A 12952-nucleotide genomic window follows, 5' to 3' on the forward strand; every position below is an offset into this window, starting at 1 on the left:
TGGAAAAAATATGCACACTGATATTAATTATCTATTTTTTCTATTGCTTTTACAAGTTTCACCTATTCCTTCTTCTCTTCTTATTATTCTCTAAACAAGCTTCCACTGGATACTTAACAGCATTTTTTACCAGCTTCTCTGCAATTATATCATCAATATCTAAGTTTAAATTATCAGCCATCATATAAGAATAAATTAGAACATCTGCTAATTCTTCTTTAATATGCTCTAAATCCTCATTTCCTTCTTCTGGTGTTCTCCATTGGTATATTTCTAGAAGTTCACTTGCTTCTAATGAAATAGATAAAGCTAAATCTTTTTCGTTATGAAACTGTCGCCAGTCCCGTTCTTCTCTGAATTGTTTTACTTTAGACATACTGTCCATATTATCCCTCCTGACAGTCTATATTGTATCATTATTTTTTAGATATAATTCACCATAATTGTTATAATATAATTGTACATATCATAAAAAGGAGGATCATAGAAATGAAAAAGAATTGGTTTAGTTTTCTAATTGTTGGTAGCATGTTAGGAATCATGGGAACAATTGCGCTTGCTGAAGATTCAAGCGACGTAGTTTCCTCAAATATCATTAGTAGTAGTGACATTCAAAGTATCACATCTAGTAGTACTAGTGAGGAAGTGATGACTGCTTCATCAGCAGAAACCACTAAAAATACAGAGGAAATGCCTTTAAAAAATCTTCAAACAATAGATAGCATTCAACATTTTTATCCTGAGCAATATGGTGTTCTCTCAAAAGGCGAAACCTTCTATTATGAAACGGCTGAGGATGCAAAAGATGGTACGAATCCAAAAGAAATAGATAACCTTACTAGCAGACTAGTTAAAATTGTCGATTTGTATACATTGGATAATCAGTCGATTTATCATTTTTTCAGTGATTCTGACCAAGAAGGTTTTATCGAAATCAATAAAATTGATCGAACTGAATCAAAAAAATTCGTTACAATAACAGATAAAACGCCTAACATAGCAGTTTATAAAGATATGAAACTGGAAGATAAAGTAGACGAGTCATTAGTTAAAAATAAAACGTTGAAGGTTCAAGAAGAATTTACGATTAATGAAGATACTTATTTTTCTTTAGTTGGAACTGAGAATAAGATAATTGGCTTTATTAATAAAAAAGAGGCTAGTGAAACTGAAAATGCACAAGGAGCTTATCAATCTCTAGGTAGTTATCTCAATATTTCTGAAAAAAATAAAGATGTCTATCAAAACTTTGAGTTCGATAAGAAAAATAATACATCTAATTTACTCAATCAAACGTTTTTAGCTAAAGGAATTTATTACCATTCAAATGGTGAAAATTATCTTTCAGTTTTTAACCAAAAGAACAAATGGATAGGTTACATCAATCAAAAAGATGTTAACTTAACACCTAATAAACAAGGTAATTATCAAGCATATGGAAAATACGTTACTTTAACAAAGAAAAATTATGATATTTGGGGAAATTTTGCATGGAAATCAAAAGCCAAAGCTGGTAAATATGCCAATCAAACTCTAATCGCTAAAGGTATTTACTATCATTTTAATGGTGAAAAGTACCTATCCTTATATGACAATAAAGACAATTGGCTTGGTTATATCAACGCTAATGGCACTACTATAGCTGAAGGTGCTCAAGGTAGTTACTATTCTTACAATAAATTTGTCACTATCAAAAGTAAAAACTACGATTTTTGGAATAGTTTCAAATGGAGTAAACGTGGGTCAAGTTCAAGTGTCGTTAATCAAACTTTTAAGGCCCGTGGTATCTACTATCACTTTAACGGCAGTAAGTACCTAAGTGTTTATGATAACAAAGGTAAATGGTTAGGATACATTAACCAAAACGCTGCATCAGTTGCTAAAGGTCCTCAAGGAAGTTATCAAAACTTTAACAAGTATGTTTCTGTGACAACAAGTAATTATTCGATTTGGCAAAACTTTGATTGGAAGAAAAAGAGTTCGACTAAAAATTATCGTAACCAAACGCTTCATGCCAAAGGAATCTATCGTCATTACAATGGCGAAGCCTACTACTCACTTTACAATAATAAAAATCAATGGCTTGGTTATGTCAACAAAAATGGAGTAACACTAGCTGAAGGACGTCAAGGGATCTATCATTCTTACTGGAAAAACGTTACTTTCTCATCTAGTAATTACCCTATTTGGCGAGATTTCAGTTGGAAAAAACAAAATACTTCTTTCAAAGTAAGTGGAAAAACACTTAAGGCTCGCGGTATTTATTATCATTTTAACGGCTCAAGTTACTATACTGTCTATAACGGTAATACGTGGGTTGGGTATATTAATGTGAACGCTGCTCAAAATTACGATATGAATAAATTAATTCCTAATACAGAAAGTTTACTTGCAGTTCACCAAATTACGCAACAAAAGATACTTGATTCAACTAATCGACCAAGTTCAATTATTGATAAGGTTTTAAGTATGCCAACAATCAGCCGAAATCAAATCACTTTTAGAGATAACCACTTTGTTGTCTCCCTAAAAGGACGTGGTCTAGGAATGGATAGCGTTAAATTAACGGCTAAAGAAATCGCTCCTGGAGTTAATTATCGTTTACTACCAGCTGATCAGATTAAAGGAGCTATTCCTAAACTTAAAGGAAACCAAAAATATATCGCTTTAACTTTTGACGATGGACCAAATCCTTATACAACGCCTCAACTGCTCAATATCTTGAAGCAAAAGAAAGTCAAAGCAAGTTTCTTTATGGTAGGAAATGCTGTTAATGCCAATCCAAATGTTGCCAAACGTGTTGCTAATGAAGGTCATCAAATTGGTAGCCATAGTTATTCTCATCCACAATTGACAGGTCTTTCAACCAATCAAATCCAACAGGAAATGAGAGCAACTGACAAAGCAATTTATTACGCAACTGGTAAGTTACCAAAAACCTTTAGACCACCTTACGGAGCAATCAACCGCTACGTTTCAAATGTTGTTTCAAAACCAGCAATTATGTGGAGTATTGACACGAGAGATTGGGAATCAAGAAATCCATATATGATTAACAATGTAGTGAATAACAATCATCATAGCGGAGCAATTATTTTACTCCATGATATTCACCAACCGTCTGTTAACTCAGTGTCGCAAATGATTGATAACCTAAGACAAAAAGGCTATCAATTTGTAACAATTGATGAATTATATGAAATGGGAGAACGCCCATTAAATGGCTATTTCAGTCAATACCGTTCAGTGAGATATTAAACAAAAAGGGAGTGTGATTTTTTATATCACACTCCTTTTTTGTTACATAATATTATTATTTTCAGTTATCCGTTCTAACCGAACAACATGTTCTTCCATCTGATGTTGTTTTTGATTTAATCCATCTGTACTTGTTTCAATTTTAGACAATTGTTGGCTTATTTCATCCATTTTTTTTAATGTATTCTCTAAACAAGTCAGTATTCTTTCGTCTGTTGTCATTTATTTTACCTCATTTACCTTGAAATAATTTAAGCTTTTTTGATAGAACAAGCCATATAAAACAATACATAGAACAGGCAATACTGCAGCAACTAAGTAAACTTCTTGGAAAGATAAAAAGTTTCTAAGTTCTCCTAGTAAGTATGGTCCAATCCCTAATCCTAAATCAAGTCCGATAAAATAAGTGGATAATGAAATACCAATTCTATGGCTATCACTTGTTTTTAAGCAGACTGCTTGTCCATTTGACATGAATGTTCCATAACCAAGCCCAATTAAAGCACCTGATAATAAAAATACCCAACCAGTTGTTGAAAAACTAAGGACAACTAAACCTGCCGTTAAAAAGATATAACTTGGATACATCACGGCATTTTCTCCGTAACTATCAAAAATTCTTCCTGTAAGGGGTCTTGTAAATGTGATAATTAAAGCATACACCACAAAAAAGAATGAACGATAAACGGTTAAATTTAACTCTTCAGCATAAGAAGCTAGAAAAGATAAAACACTTGAGTAAGAAACACCCATCAAGAAACCAATTGAGCTGATAAATAAAACTTTCTTTTCAATAAAACTATCTAATTTCCAAGAAGATAATAAGGCTCTGTGTTCTTTCGTTATTTCAATATCTTTTACTGGGAAAATTAAACAAGCAATTGTTGTTAATAAAATCAGTACAATTGAAAAGAAGATAATAAACTTAAAGTCTGTTTTATCTAATAATACTAAACCAACAAATGGCCCAATTGCTGCAGCAAGACTGGTACTTAAACCGTAATAATTAATCCCTTCACCGTGTCTTGATTTAGGTATATAAGCTGTAACAATCGCATTTGTAGCGGTAGATACAGTACCGTAACCAAAACCATTTAACAATCTAACTAAATACATAACTCCCATATTAGGAATAAAAAGATAAGCAATTGTTGTAACTAAATAAAACAATGAGCCATATCGTAACACTTTTTTTCTACCAATTAATTCCAACGTTTTCCCCATAAAAAGACGTGCTAGTAACGTTCCAATAATATAAATACCAGATGCTAAACCGGCTTGACCTAATGTGGCATGCAAATTATCTTGTGCAATGACTGCTATAATAACCATTAACAAATAATAAACCAAATACACAACAAAATTGATTAGGGTAATACTAATAAATCCCTTATTAAATAATTTTTCTTTTTGATGATTTTCCATCCTTACTCCTACTTTCTTTCATGATACTTCCTGAAAATAAATATAGCGAATAATCGTCATAAAAAAATGTGATTTTGTGTCAAAAAAATGTTTTTAACAAATTTTTTCAACAAAAAACATATACATTTGTTGTTGTTTCAAAATGTCGTATAATATTAAATAAGTAAAGATTTAGACAGTTCACCATTATTTCAATTTAAAAGGAGCGTTTCACCTCATGGAAAACCATGTGCTACAAGATTACTTGAACAATCATGCCTTTCCAATTGTCACCAAAAAAAGAAAGTCATACTTAACTTATGAAGGCTTACAAGATCGTTATGCTTACGTATTAAAAGATGGGATTATCAAAACGAGCGTCATCTCAAGAGATGGCAGAGAGTTCAATTTACGCTACATTAAGGGTTTGGAAATTGTTTCTCTTGTTAAAGATGAATACTCTCAGTTTATTGATGCACCTTTCAATATTCGAATCGAATCTGAAACAGCCGAACTTTACCAACTAGACCGTGTGCAATTCTGGAAAGATATTAATCAAAACAGAGAACTCCAAACATATGTAAAAGATTACTACCGTATTATGCTACTTCATTCCATGAAAAAAATGCAACAAATGCTGATGAACGGAAAATTTGGTGCTGTATGTACTCAAATTTATGAACTTTATGATACTTTTGGCGTACCCGTTAAAAATGGTATTCTAATTGATTTTGTTGTGACTAATGAAGAGATTGCACATTTCTGTGGTATCACATCTGCAAGTAGTGTTAATCGAATGATCCAACAACTTAAAGATGCTGGTGCAATAGAAATCCACCAAAGAAAGTTTTTAATTAAAGACTTAGAACTCATTAAAGAGAACATTATTTTTTAAACCAAAAAGCAAGGGGCTATCAAATGTTTAGCATTTGATAGCCCTTCTTTTTTTATAAACTTTCTAGTTTAAAATATTTGTTTAATTTTCCCCAACTTACCAACAATAAAGAAATAGGTTAAGTAGAAAGTTTTATGTTGTGTTGCTTTTCTTTCCCCCTAGAAAAGCAATAACAACATCCCTTACACTTAATAGTATAGCTAAATATCATCTAAAAATTTTTAATATCTTGTCTTTTTAAAAGACATTTAAGATAAAAAATAACTTTTAAAAATAACTTATATAATTAAAAACACCACTTTAGTATAAAAAGTGGTGTTTTTAACCTCTTATAAATTATAGATATTTATTGTCAGCTTCCCCAAGCATCCCTTATCTAATAATGACTTATCTATAAAATCCCCATATTACTCTTGCTTTATCCCCATTTTCCCCATTTACATAAAACAAAAGTGATGTCCCTTACACCTATTAGTATACTTTTTTCCTAACCATAAAAATGTCGATTTCTGTCTTTTTAAAAGACTAAAAGGACATTTATTAACAATTAGAATCTTTAATCACAAAAACGCTGTTTAAAAAAACAAAAAAAGAAGCACTCCTTTTCCCCAAAAGTAGTGCTTCAGATTAATAAATTTCTTTTGTTCCACATTTGTTTAGTTTCCCCGTTTCCCCAAAAACCCTAAATAGATACGGTAAAAAGAAATTTCACCCCTATTTGTTTCTACCCCTATCCCCTACATAGAAACAAAATAGCCATCCCTTACTTCTATTAGTATATAGATTTATTTTAGGATTAAATTTTATTTTTTGTCTTTTTAAAAGACTATTAATAAACAAAACAAGAGTTATTGGCTTTTAAATACCTTTTCATGCGATTTTTAAGAAACAAAAAAAGGCTATGATAAAAAAATCACAACCTTCTTATTTTATTTAATAGCTAAATAAATCTTTCCACTACCATCTGTTAAGTAATGCTCAAAATCAGTCGTAAACAATCTTTTCTCATAGATAGATTCGTCTGACCAAATTTTCTGCCATACTTCCCCTATTTTTTCAGGTAAAGCACTTGGCAACTCAAAAACTAAATATTTACCTTTGTTTATTATCACTTGATTTTCTTCTGTTGACTCTGAGTTTCCAATTAATAAATCATATTTACCCGTATGATCACTTTCATAATTGGAATAAACGGCAAATATTTCTCCTGACAGCTCCATCTCTGGCACCTTTTGCCACAAACCAATAATCTCATTGATGCTTTGATTATCCGTTCTAATCTTTAATCCTTTTATACATTTCTCTTTTTGAGTTAGTTCTTTCATGTTCATTTCCCCCTCCATGTTATACTCTTACTATAAAATACAAAAGTGCCAAAAAGAGGCACCTTTAGGAGAATTTATGAAAAAGAATGAACGACTCGTTGCTGAACTTTTCTTTATTAATCAAAGAAAAAAATTTAACTTAACTGATTTAATGGAACATTTTTCCATCTCAAAAAGAACTGCTCTTCGTGACATCACAGAATTAGAATCGTTAGGTGCTCCTATATATGTCGATAAAGGAAGGTACGGCGGTTACCATGTCTTACAAAGTTGTAGCCTTCCACCTATTTACCTTAATCAAGAGGAATGGCATTCTATTTTTCTTTCACTCCAACTATTAAGGAGTATATCTAACACACCTTTTAATCATTCTTATCAGGAGTTGAAACAAAAATTACTACATATTTTACCTCCTAATAATCACGATAGTTATCATGAGCTAGATCAACTTATCGTGTTTGAAGGAGTTTCTGCTGGTCACTCTTGCCCATTACTTCCTCAAATTTTTGCAGCCATTTGGGAGGAACAAGCTATCTCAATTCTTTATACACGCTATAAAAAAGACAATAGACTTATTCAACCTATCCAGCTCCTCATGAATTTTGGTGAGTGGTATCTCCTTGCTTGGGATTTTGATAAAAAAGAATTTAGAAAGTTTCGTTGTGATTTCATTCAAGAAATGACAATCAGTGATATTGAGCCTTTAAATACAGGTTTAGAAGAACTATTAAATCAGTACATGGTAGAAAAAAGAGAGAACCGTCCATTAAAATTTATTGCTAAACTAGAAGATTCTCATGTACCTTTGTTTAAGAATAGAGAATACGATGCTGTTCAGCTTATTCAAAAACAAGAAGACTATTTTCTTGTCGGCCATTATAACCAACAGGAACTACCTTTTCTTCTCAACTATTTTTTAACATTTGGTCCTGGACTAACCCTGCTTTTTCCTACTGACTTAGTTGACTCTTTCAAAGTTCATTTACAACATATGCTAGATAACTACTAATTACCAACTCGCTTTTTTTACACCTGGAATATTGCCTAATAAAGCTTGTTCCCTAAAGTTTACTCGAGACAAACCAAATTTTCTCATATAACCACGTGGTCTTCCATCTTCTAAATCTCTATTTTTTAGGCGATTAGGATTAGAATCAATCGGTAGCTTTCTTAAACCTTCATAATCTTTATTTTTAATTAAAAGTGCTCGTTCTTCACGGTATTGCTCAATTAATTGTTGCTGTTGTTTCATTTTTTCTATTTTTGCTTTTTTAGCCATTGTAATTCCTCCAAAAATTTGTTTTAATATAAAAGTGGTAAATCGTAATAATTACGTTTTGTATTTTAACTGATTTTTTAGTAAAACACAAGTTATCATACTTATTATTTTTCAGGAGGTTATGTTCAAATGGAAAAACAAGATGTTTCTAGTGCTTACAGACGTTTAAAAAGTCCTAACATAAAGACGAGAAAAAGAGCGCTTAAAATTATTAAAGAATTTAAACGAGGAAAATAATTGAAATTCCCATTATCTAATATTCTCAATTATTTCACCTAATAAAAAAGTGAGCCATCAAAAAATGACTCACTTTTTTTATTTCTGATTAATACAACTTACTAAAAATCGGTGTTCTTGATTATAGATAAAACCAACTCTTTTTAGTTCTTCTTCTAACTCAATTAATTCCTTTTGATGCGTTAAAACGGAAAATCCAGGAAATTCCCATTCAATCGTTCTAACATAATAAATAAGAGCATCCATTGAGAAGAATTTTTGACTAGGATAAGATTCGTATTGATCAAGTATGTCAAAGTCACGCTTCTTTAATTCTCTAACAACTGACGATAAATGAAGGTTAAAGTCTTTCTTTTCAAAATTAGGAATCAACCGTGAGGCTAAGTTAATACCATTTAAATCACCAACTTGTTGCGTTATAAAAAGGCCACCTGGCTTAAGAACTCTTTTAACCTCATCTAAAGAAAATGACTCATGACAATTCAACACGATATCAAATTGATTATCTGAGAAATCTAATTGATCATCTTCTTTAACAAATTTTACCTCTACTCCCTTTTTAGCAAGTGTCGTTAGTAGTAGCTGGTAATTCTTTTCCCAGCCTTCTGTCACACTTGTTTGATGAAAGGGATGAGAAAAATGAGTTAATAATTCGCCTCCACCTGTTCCCATATCTAATAACCTCATATCAGGTTTTAAATAATGTCTAACTATTTCAGTATAATCCCAAGATGTTTCTTCCTGCCAAAAGTTTTCTTGTATACTAGAAAAGTCCCAGCCTTCAAAACTTTTTTGTCTGTTTTCACTTTCCAACCAGCTTGTTAATCTATTTTCTTGATCCATTGCTACATCTCCTTAATTTTTTTATTAAGATATCGATATAGCCTACTTATGATAGGGAAAAAAATTGTCTCGATATAGTGCCTATCTTAATTTCAGCTATATCGAGTAGCTACCTCGCCAAAACACCATTTACATTCACTCCTTATGCCTTTAATATCTGTTGGCAAATCTCATGACTCAATAAAACATGTTCTTGTTTTAACTGACGTCTATTGCCTGTTTCTAACGCTTCAAAAAACTCTGTCACCATTGAGTCAAATCCTCTTTTATAAAGAGTCGTTGCCCAATCAGATTGAGGTAATTGAGTCACTGTACCTTCTTTTTGATGTGTCACATTAACTAAATTAGTCACCGTAACAATTCCTTCTTGGCTAGTACCTCTATACATCTCTGTATTGGCACCACTCTTCATATCCATTGAAATAAAAACAGTCGTATCATCAGCCTCTAATTGGACAGTCGCATATTCTAATACGTCGCCACCTTTAAGCGTTGAAGAGACCAATTTAACGTCTGAACTATCTACTAAATAAACAGCTGTATCAATTAAATGAAGTAGTAAGTCATATACTACAAACCCCGGACTATACTCTTCAAAAATCCGATTTTTTTCTAACGTAATGACACGCTTGTTAGACAACTCTTTGATTGATTCAACTCCTGGAGCAAAGCGACGATTAAAGCCAAGCATTAAGATTAAATTATTCTTTTCAGCCAGTTCGATTAACTCTCTTGTTTCATCATAATTTTCACTTAAAGGTTTATCTATAAACACATGAATACCTGATTCTAAACATTTTTTGGCCAACTCATAATGAGCGACAGTTGCTGAGTGGATCATGCAGGCTTCAACACCTATTTCTAAAAGTTCTTCTAAAGAATTGAAAAAATGATCAAAACCATATGCTTCCTTTATTTTTTCCTTTGTCTTTTCATTTTGGCTAGCAAAATAAAAAGTATGTTCGCTTCGATTACTAGAAAGAATCGGTAAATATGCTTTTTGAAAAATGTTTCCTAATCCTATGACACCTATCTTCATTTTAGTTATTTCCTTTCTTTCATAAAAGTCTATATGTTATTGTCTGATATCAACTTTTTGTTTTTTATTAATGATACTAGCTAACAATAAAAAGAATAAACTATAACCAGCTAAAATGCCAAAGGAAGCTACTGGAACTTTTCCATGATTGATATATCCCACCGCCAGTTCTCTAAATTGAAAGGTTGGCATCAGTTTTGAAATAGGCTGTAACCATTCAGGAAACTGATCTGTCGGAAACCATAAGCCTCCTAAAGCAGACATCCCTAGATACATAATATTAGCAAAAATAGAGGCCGTTTTTTCATTTTTGAAAAAACTCAGAATAGCACCTATTCCTAAGAATAAGATACCTCCTAAAAGTAAGACAAATCCTGAAACAAACCACTGCGTAAGAGTTAACTCCACTCCTCTAACAACTTTTCCCACTAAAAAGACTGAAATAATTGCCGCAACATACATAACAATCATTTTAACCATCTTTACTGTATAAATTTCAATAAAACTTAAATTAACATGAGTCAATCTCATTCGCCAACCATTTTTACGATCTTGAATGATATCAAAAGGAAAGGTGAATAATGCAAAACTACATAAACTAAAAGCTGTCATAGACATCAAATACTCTTTAAAAAAGGCAGCTTGATAATTCTCAGGTATTTGAATTAATGCTGTAAAAATAAGATAGAAAAAAATCGGCATTCCAATACTCATTAAAAAAGTAGTCTTATCTCGGCTCATCCGTTTAGCTTCAATTCTAATTAGTGCTAGCATCTACCTCACTCCTTTCTTTGTCTATTCCAGATTGAAAAATAGTTTCTAATAACGATGTATTGGTAATTTCAATGTTATCAAATGGAATCCCTGTTTGAAGTAACTCCGAAATAACCTCATTTGTCTGTTCATTTTTAAAAATAATCACTAAGACGTCATTTTTAGTTGTTATTGATAACTGATTTTTGATTATTAAGTTGCTTAAACTTTCTTCAAACTCTTGATAGATTTCTTTTTCAATAGTAATAACTTTTTTCTTATTCAAGGTTCTCAAATGATACGGTGTATTATCTGCTTGAATCACGCCTTCATCCAAAAGAATGACACGATCCGCACAATAATCAACTTCTTCAATATAGTGTGTTGTAAAAAAAATAGTCGTACCTGCTTCTTTTAACTGTTTAACAAGTTGCCAAAAATGTTGTCTCGTTGACGTATCCATCCCTGATGTTGGTTCATCAATAATGAGTAACTTTGGTCGGTTAATAATGGCTAAACACATGTCAAACAAACGTTGCTCCCCACCTGAGCAAGTATAAACAAGTTGTTTGTATTTATTTTTTTCAAATCCTAAAACTGTATCTATTTCATTCGAATCTAAGGGGTTGCTAGAAAAACTAGAGACAAAATCTAGCATCTCTTGAACAGTCACATCATCTGGAAATTGTGTTTTTTGAGAAAGAAAGCCAATATCTTGTTTCGTTTCATTTACAGCTATCTCGCCTGTTGTTGGGTAAAATAGACCAAGAATAATATTTAATAAAGTACTTTTTCCCGCTCCATTCTTTCCTAAAAGAGCTACACATTCGCCTTTTCCAATATTTAAAGAAATATCTGTTAGCACCTGTTTCTCTTTAAATTGCTTATTAATTTTTTTCAGTTCAATGACTGATTTCATTTTTCTCTCCTCCCTTTCTTAAGTTGCTGATTAATTTCATCTAAACTTCGCTTCACTCTAAGCATTGAGACTGACCAGACAATGGCATAAATTATGATAAAAGTTAATGTAAATTCAGCAACATTTCCTAGGGTATAGTCAAACCAATTCAAGAAAACATTCAAAGCAAGTAAGCCTGTATAGGTACATAAGAAGTGTAGAAAAGTTTGTTTTAAAATAGACCATTCCAACTTTTCAAAAATAAGACTAGAAATCGAAAACATCATTCCTACAATACTCCAAAGAACTAATGCTGCTGTTAGTGCTTCTAATTCATTATTAAAAAGCGACATAAAAGCTGGAGGGCCAGGATAAAAAATGCCATAACCTGCTTGCCACGAAAAAATAAGTGATGTTACTAAACCAATCAGAATACCTGACGGAATACCAAACAACGCGTGTCCTATCACTTTTTTCATATACCTAACCTCCTTTTAAATTCTTTCATGTATCGTCTAGATGTATATGTTTGCTCTCCATTTTTCAAATTAACTTTAATGGTTCCAGCTAAAGAAAGTTCTAAATCTTTAATAAAATCAGGATTAATCATCTCACTATTAGAAATCCGAATCATATGAGTAAATCTCTCCTCTAATTTGTATAGCACTTCTTTAATAAGAAGGGTTTCTGATTCTGTTTCACAATACGTTTTTTTTTCTAAAGAAAAAAAGCGAACCATTTCTTCTTTTTGAATAGGTATCAACTGCTCCTTCTTAAAACCAAATAGAGTGCCTTGAGTTTCTTCTGAACAAATTTGAATAATCTCCCGAATTTGATCTGTCATAGCGTTAGCATATATCTGAACCAATGCTTCATCATATGCATCACTCATCTCAAATGTAACTTTCATCTTATCAACTCCTAACTTATTTCTAGTTTATCTTTTTTAACTAGTCCTGTCTTAGTTTTTCGATAGGTGGTCTCTTTTTTATGATAACTGGCAAAAAAAGATTGCATCTCA

General features: G+C 31.7%; 15 protein-coding genes. 4 read left to right on the forward strand and 11 right to left on the reverse strand.

The window, feature by feature from the left end; translation table 11 throughout:
• Window positions 1–58: 58 nt before the first annotated feature.
• Complete coding sequence (locus tag H9L18_RS14055) at window positions 59–385, reverse strand: nucleotide pyrophosphohydrolase (protein WP_126794306.1); 327 nt, start codon at window positions 383–385, stop codon at window positions 59–61.
• Between the two features lie 104 nt (window positions 386–489).
• Between H9L18_RS14055 and H9L18_RS14060 the strand changes: the two genes are divergently transcribed.
• Window positions 490–3258: a polysaccharide deacetylase family protein gene (locus H9L18_RS14060; RefSeq protein ID WP_126794309.1), complete on the forward strand. Its 2769-nt coding sequence runs from the start codon at window positions 490–492 to the stop codon at window positions 3256–3258.
• Between the two features lie 42 nt (window positions 3259–3300).
• Here the strand turns inward: H9L18_RS14060 and H9L18_RS14065 are convergent, their stop codons facing one another.
• Window positions 3301–3480, reverse strand: coding sequence for a hypothetical protein (locus H9L18_RS14065; protein ID WP_126794312.1), 180 nt, complete (start codon window positions 3478–3480; stop codon window positions 3301–3303).
• The gene (locus H9L18_RS14070) at window positions 3481–4683 is read right to left on the reverse strand and encodes an MFS transporter (RefSeq protein ID WP_126794315.1); all 1203 of its coding nucleotides are present in this window, start codon (window positions 4681–4683) and stop codon (window positions 3481–3483) included.
• 217 nt (window positions 4684–4900) lie between these two features.
• Between H9L18_RS14070 and H9L18_RS14075 the strand changes: the two genes are divergently transcribed.
• Window positions 4901–5557, forward strand: coding sequence for a Crp/Fnr family transcriptional regulator (locus H9L18_RS14075; RefSeq protein ID WP_126794318.1), 657 nt, complete (start codon window positions 4901–4903; stop codon window positions 5555–5557).
• Between the two features lie 929 nt (window positions 5558–6486).
• Here H9L18_RS14075 and H9L18_RS14080 read toward each other — a convergent pair.
• Window positions 6487–6882 (reverse strand): GyrI-like domain-containing protein, encoded by a 396-nt coding sequence (locus H9L18_RS14080; RefSeq protein ID WP_126794321.1) that lies wholly within the window; start codon window positions 6880–6882, stop codon window positions 6487–6489.
• A gap of 76 nt (window positions 6883–6958) precedes the next feature.
• Between H9L18_RS14080 and H9L18_RS14085 the strand changes: the two genes are divergently transcribed.
• Window positions 6959–7891, forward strand: coding sequence for a helix-turn-helix transcriptional regulator (locus H9L18_RS14085; protein WP_185847493.1), 933 nt, complete (start codon window positions 6959–6961; stop codon window positions 7889–7891).
• Here the strand turns inward: H9L18_RS14085 and rpsN are convergent, their stop codons facing one another.
• Window positions 7892–8161 carry a 30S ribosomal protein S14 gene (rpsN, locus tag H9L18_RS14090; RefSeq protein ID WP_126794327.1) on the reverse strand — a complete coding sequence of 90 codons (270 nt, stop codon included), beginning with the start codon at window positions 8159–8161 and terminating at the stop codon, window positions 7892–7894.
• A gap of 129 nt (window positions 8162–8290) precedes the next feature.
• Between rpsN and H9L18_RS14095 the strand changes: the two genes are divergently transcribed.
• Window positions 8291–8398, forward strand: coding sequence for a putative metal homeostasis protein (locus H9L18_RS14095; RefSeq protein WP_126794330.1), 108 nt, complete (start codon window positions 8291–8293; stop codon window positions 8396–8398).
• A 78-nt stretch (window positions 8399–8476) separates the two neighbouring features.
• On the opposite strand, the gene H9L18_RS14100 is transcribed toward H9L18_RS14095, so the two are convergent.
• From H9L18_RS14100 to H9L18_RS14125, 6 genes are all read right to left on the reverse strand, one after another.
• Window positions 8477–9241, reverse strand: coding sequence for a class I SAM-dependent methyltransferase (locus tag H9L18_RS14100; protein WP_126794333.1), 765 nt, complete (start codon window positions 9239–9241; stop codon window positions 8477–8479).
• A gap of 142 nt (window positions 9242–9383) precedes the next feature.
• Window positions 9384–10280: a Gfo/Idh/MocA family protein gene (locus tag H9L18_RS14105; RefSeq protein ID WP_126794336.1), complete on the reverse strand. Its 897-nt coding sequence runs from the start codon at window positions 10278–10280 to the stop codon at window positions 9384–9386.
• Window positions 10281–10316: 36 nt separating this feature from the next.
• Window positions 10317–11054, reverse strand: a complete 738-nt coding sequence (locus H9L18_RS14110) for an ABC transporter permease (protein ID WP_126794339.1) — start codon at window positions 11052–11054, stop codon at window positions 10317–10319.
• Entirely contained in the window at window positions 11038–11952 is a 915-nt protein-coding gene (locus tag H9L18_RS14115) for an ABC transporter ATP-binding protein (protein ID WP_126794342.1), read from the reverse strand. Before H9L18_RS14115 ends, H9L18_RS14110 begins: the two co-directional genes overlap by 17 nt.
• Window positions 11949–12410 carry a DUF3021 domain-containing protein gene (locus tag H9L18_RS14120; protein ID WP_126794345.1) on the reverse strand — a complete coding sequence of 154 codons (462 nt, stop codon included), beginning with the start codon at window positions 12408–12410 and terminating at the stop codon, window positions 11949–11951. The genes H9L18_RS14115 and H9L18_RS14120 overlap by 4 nt, the downstream gene beginning before the upstream one ends.
• Window positions 12407–12841: a LytTR family DNA-binding domain-containing protein gene (locus tag H9L18_RS14125; protein ID WP_126794348.1), complete on the reverse strand. Its 435-nt coding sequence runs from the start codon at window positions 12839–12841 to the stop codon at window positions 12407–12409. The genes H9L18_RS14120 and H9L18_RS14125 overlap by 4 nt, the downstream gene beginning before the upstream one ends.
• Window positions 12842–12952: the final 111 nt, after the last annotated feature.

Source organism: Vagococcus carniphilus, from assembly GCF_014397115.1.
Taxonomy (GTDB): domain Bacteria; phylum Bacillota; class Bacilli; order Lactobacillales; family Vagococcaceae; genus Vagococcus; species Vagococcus carniphilus.

Excerpts from the sequence above, each read along its gene's own strand:
- H9L18_RS14110 (WP_126794339.1), bottom strand. The coding sequence starts at position 11,054 with ATGCTAGCACTAATTAGAATTGAAGCTAAACGGATGAGCCGAGATAAG.
- H9L18_RS14115 (WP_126794342.1), bottom strand. The coding sequence starts at position 11,952 with ATGAAATCAGTCATTGAACTGAAAAAAATTAATAAGCAATTTAAAGAG.
- rpsN (WP_126794327.1), bottom strand. The coding sequence starts at position 8,161 with ATGGCTAAAAAAGCAAAAATAGAAAAAATGAAACAACAGCAACAATTA.
- H9L18_RS14100 (WP_126794333.1), bottom strand. The coding sequence starts at position 9,241 with ATGGATCAAGAAAATAGATTAACAAGCTGGTTGGAAAGTGAAAACAGA.
- H9L18_RS14065 (WP_126794312.1), bottom strand. The coding sequence starts at position 3,480 with ATGACAACAGACGAAAGAATACTGACTTGTTTAGAGAATACATTAAAA.
- H9L18_RS14105 (WP_126794336.1), bottom strand. The coding sequence starts at position 10,280 with ATGAAGATAGGTGTCATAGGATTAGGAAACATTTTTCAAAAAGCATAT.
- H9L18_RS14080 (WP_126794321.1), bottom strand. The coding sequence starts at position 6,882 with ATGAAAGAACTAACTCAAAAAGAGAAATGTATAAAAGGATTAAAGATT.
- H9L18_RS14070 (WP_126794315.1), bottom strand. The coding sequence starts at position 4,683 with ATGGAAAATCATCAAAAAGAAAAATTATTTAATAAGGGATTTATTAGT.
- H9L18_RS14125 (WP_126794348.1), bottom strand. The coding sequence starts at position 12,841 with ATGAAAGTTACATTTGAGATGAGTGATGCATATGATGAAGCATTGGTT.
- H9L18_RS14085 (WP_185847493.1), top strand. The coding sequence starts at position 6,959 with ATGAAAAAGAATGAACGACTCGTTGCTGAACTTTTCTTTATTAATCAA.
- H9L18_RS14060 (WP_126794309.1), top strand. The coding sequence starts at position 490 with ATGAAAAAGAATTGGTTTAGTTTTCTAATTGTTGGTAGCATGTTAGGA.
- H9L18_RS14095 (WP_126794330.1), top strand. The coding sequence starts at position 8,291 with ATGGAAAAACAAGATGTTTCTAGTGCTTACAGACGTTTAAAAAGTCCT.
- H9L18_RS14055 (WP_126794306.1), bottom strand. The coding sequence starts at position 385 with ATGGACAGTATGTCTAAAGTAAAACAATTCAGAGAAGAACGGGACTGG.
- H9L18_RS14075 (WP_126794318.1), top strand. The coding sequence starts at position 4,901 with ATGGAAAACCATGTGCTACAAGATTACTTGAACAATCATGCCTTTCCA.
- H9L18_RS14120 (WP_126794345.1), bottom strand. The coding sequence starts at position 12,410 with ATGAAAAAAGTGATAGGACACGCGTTGTTTGGTATTCCGTCAGGTATT.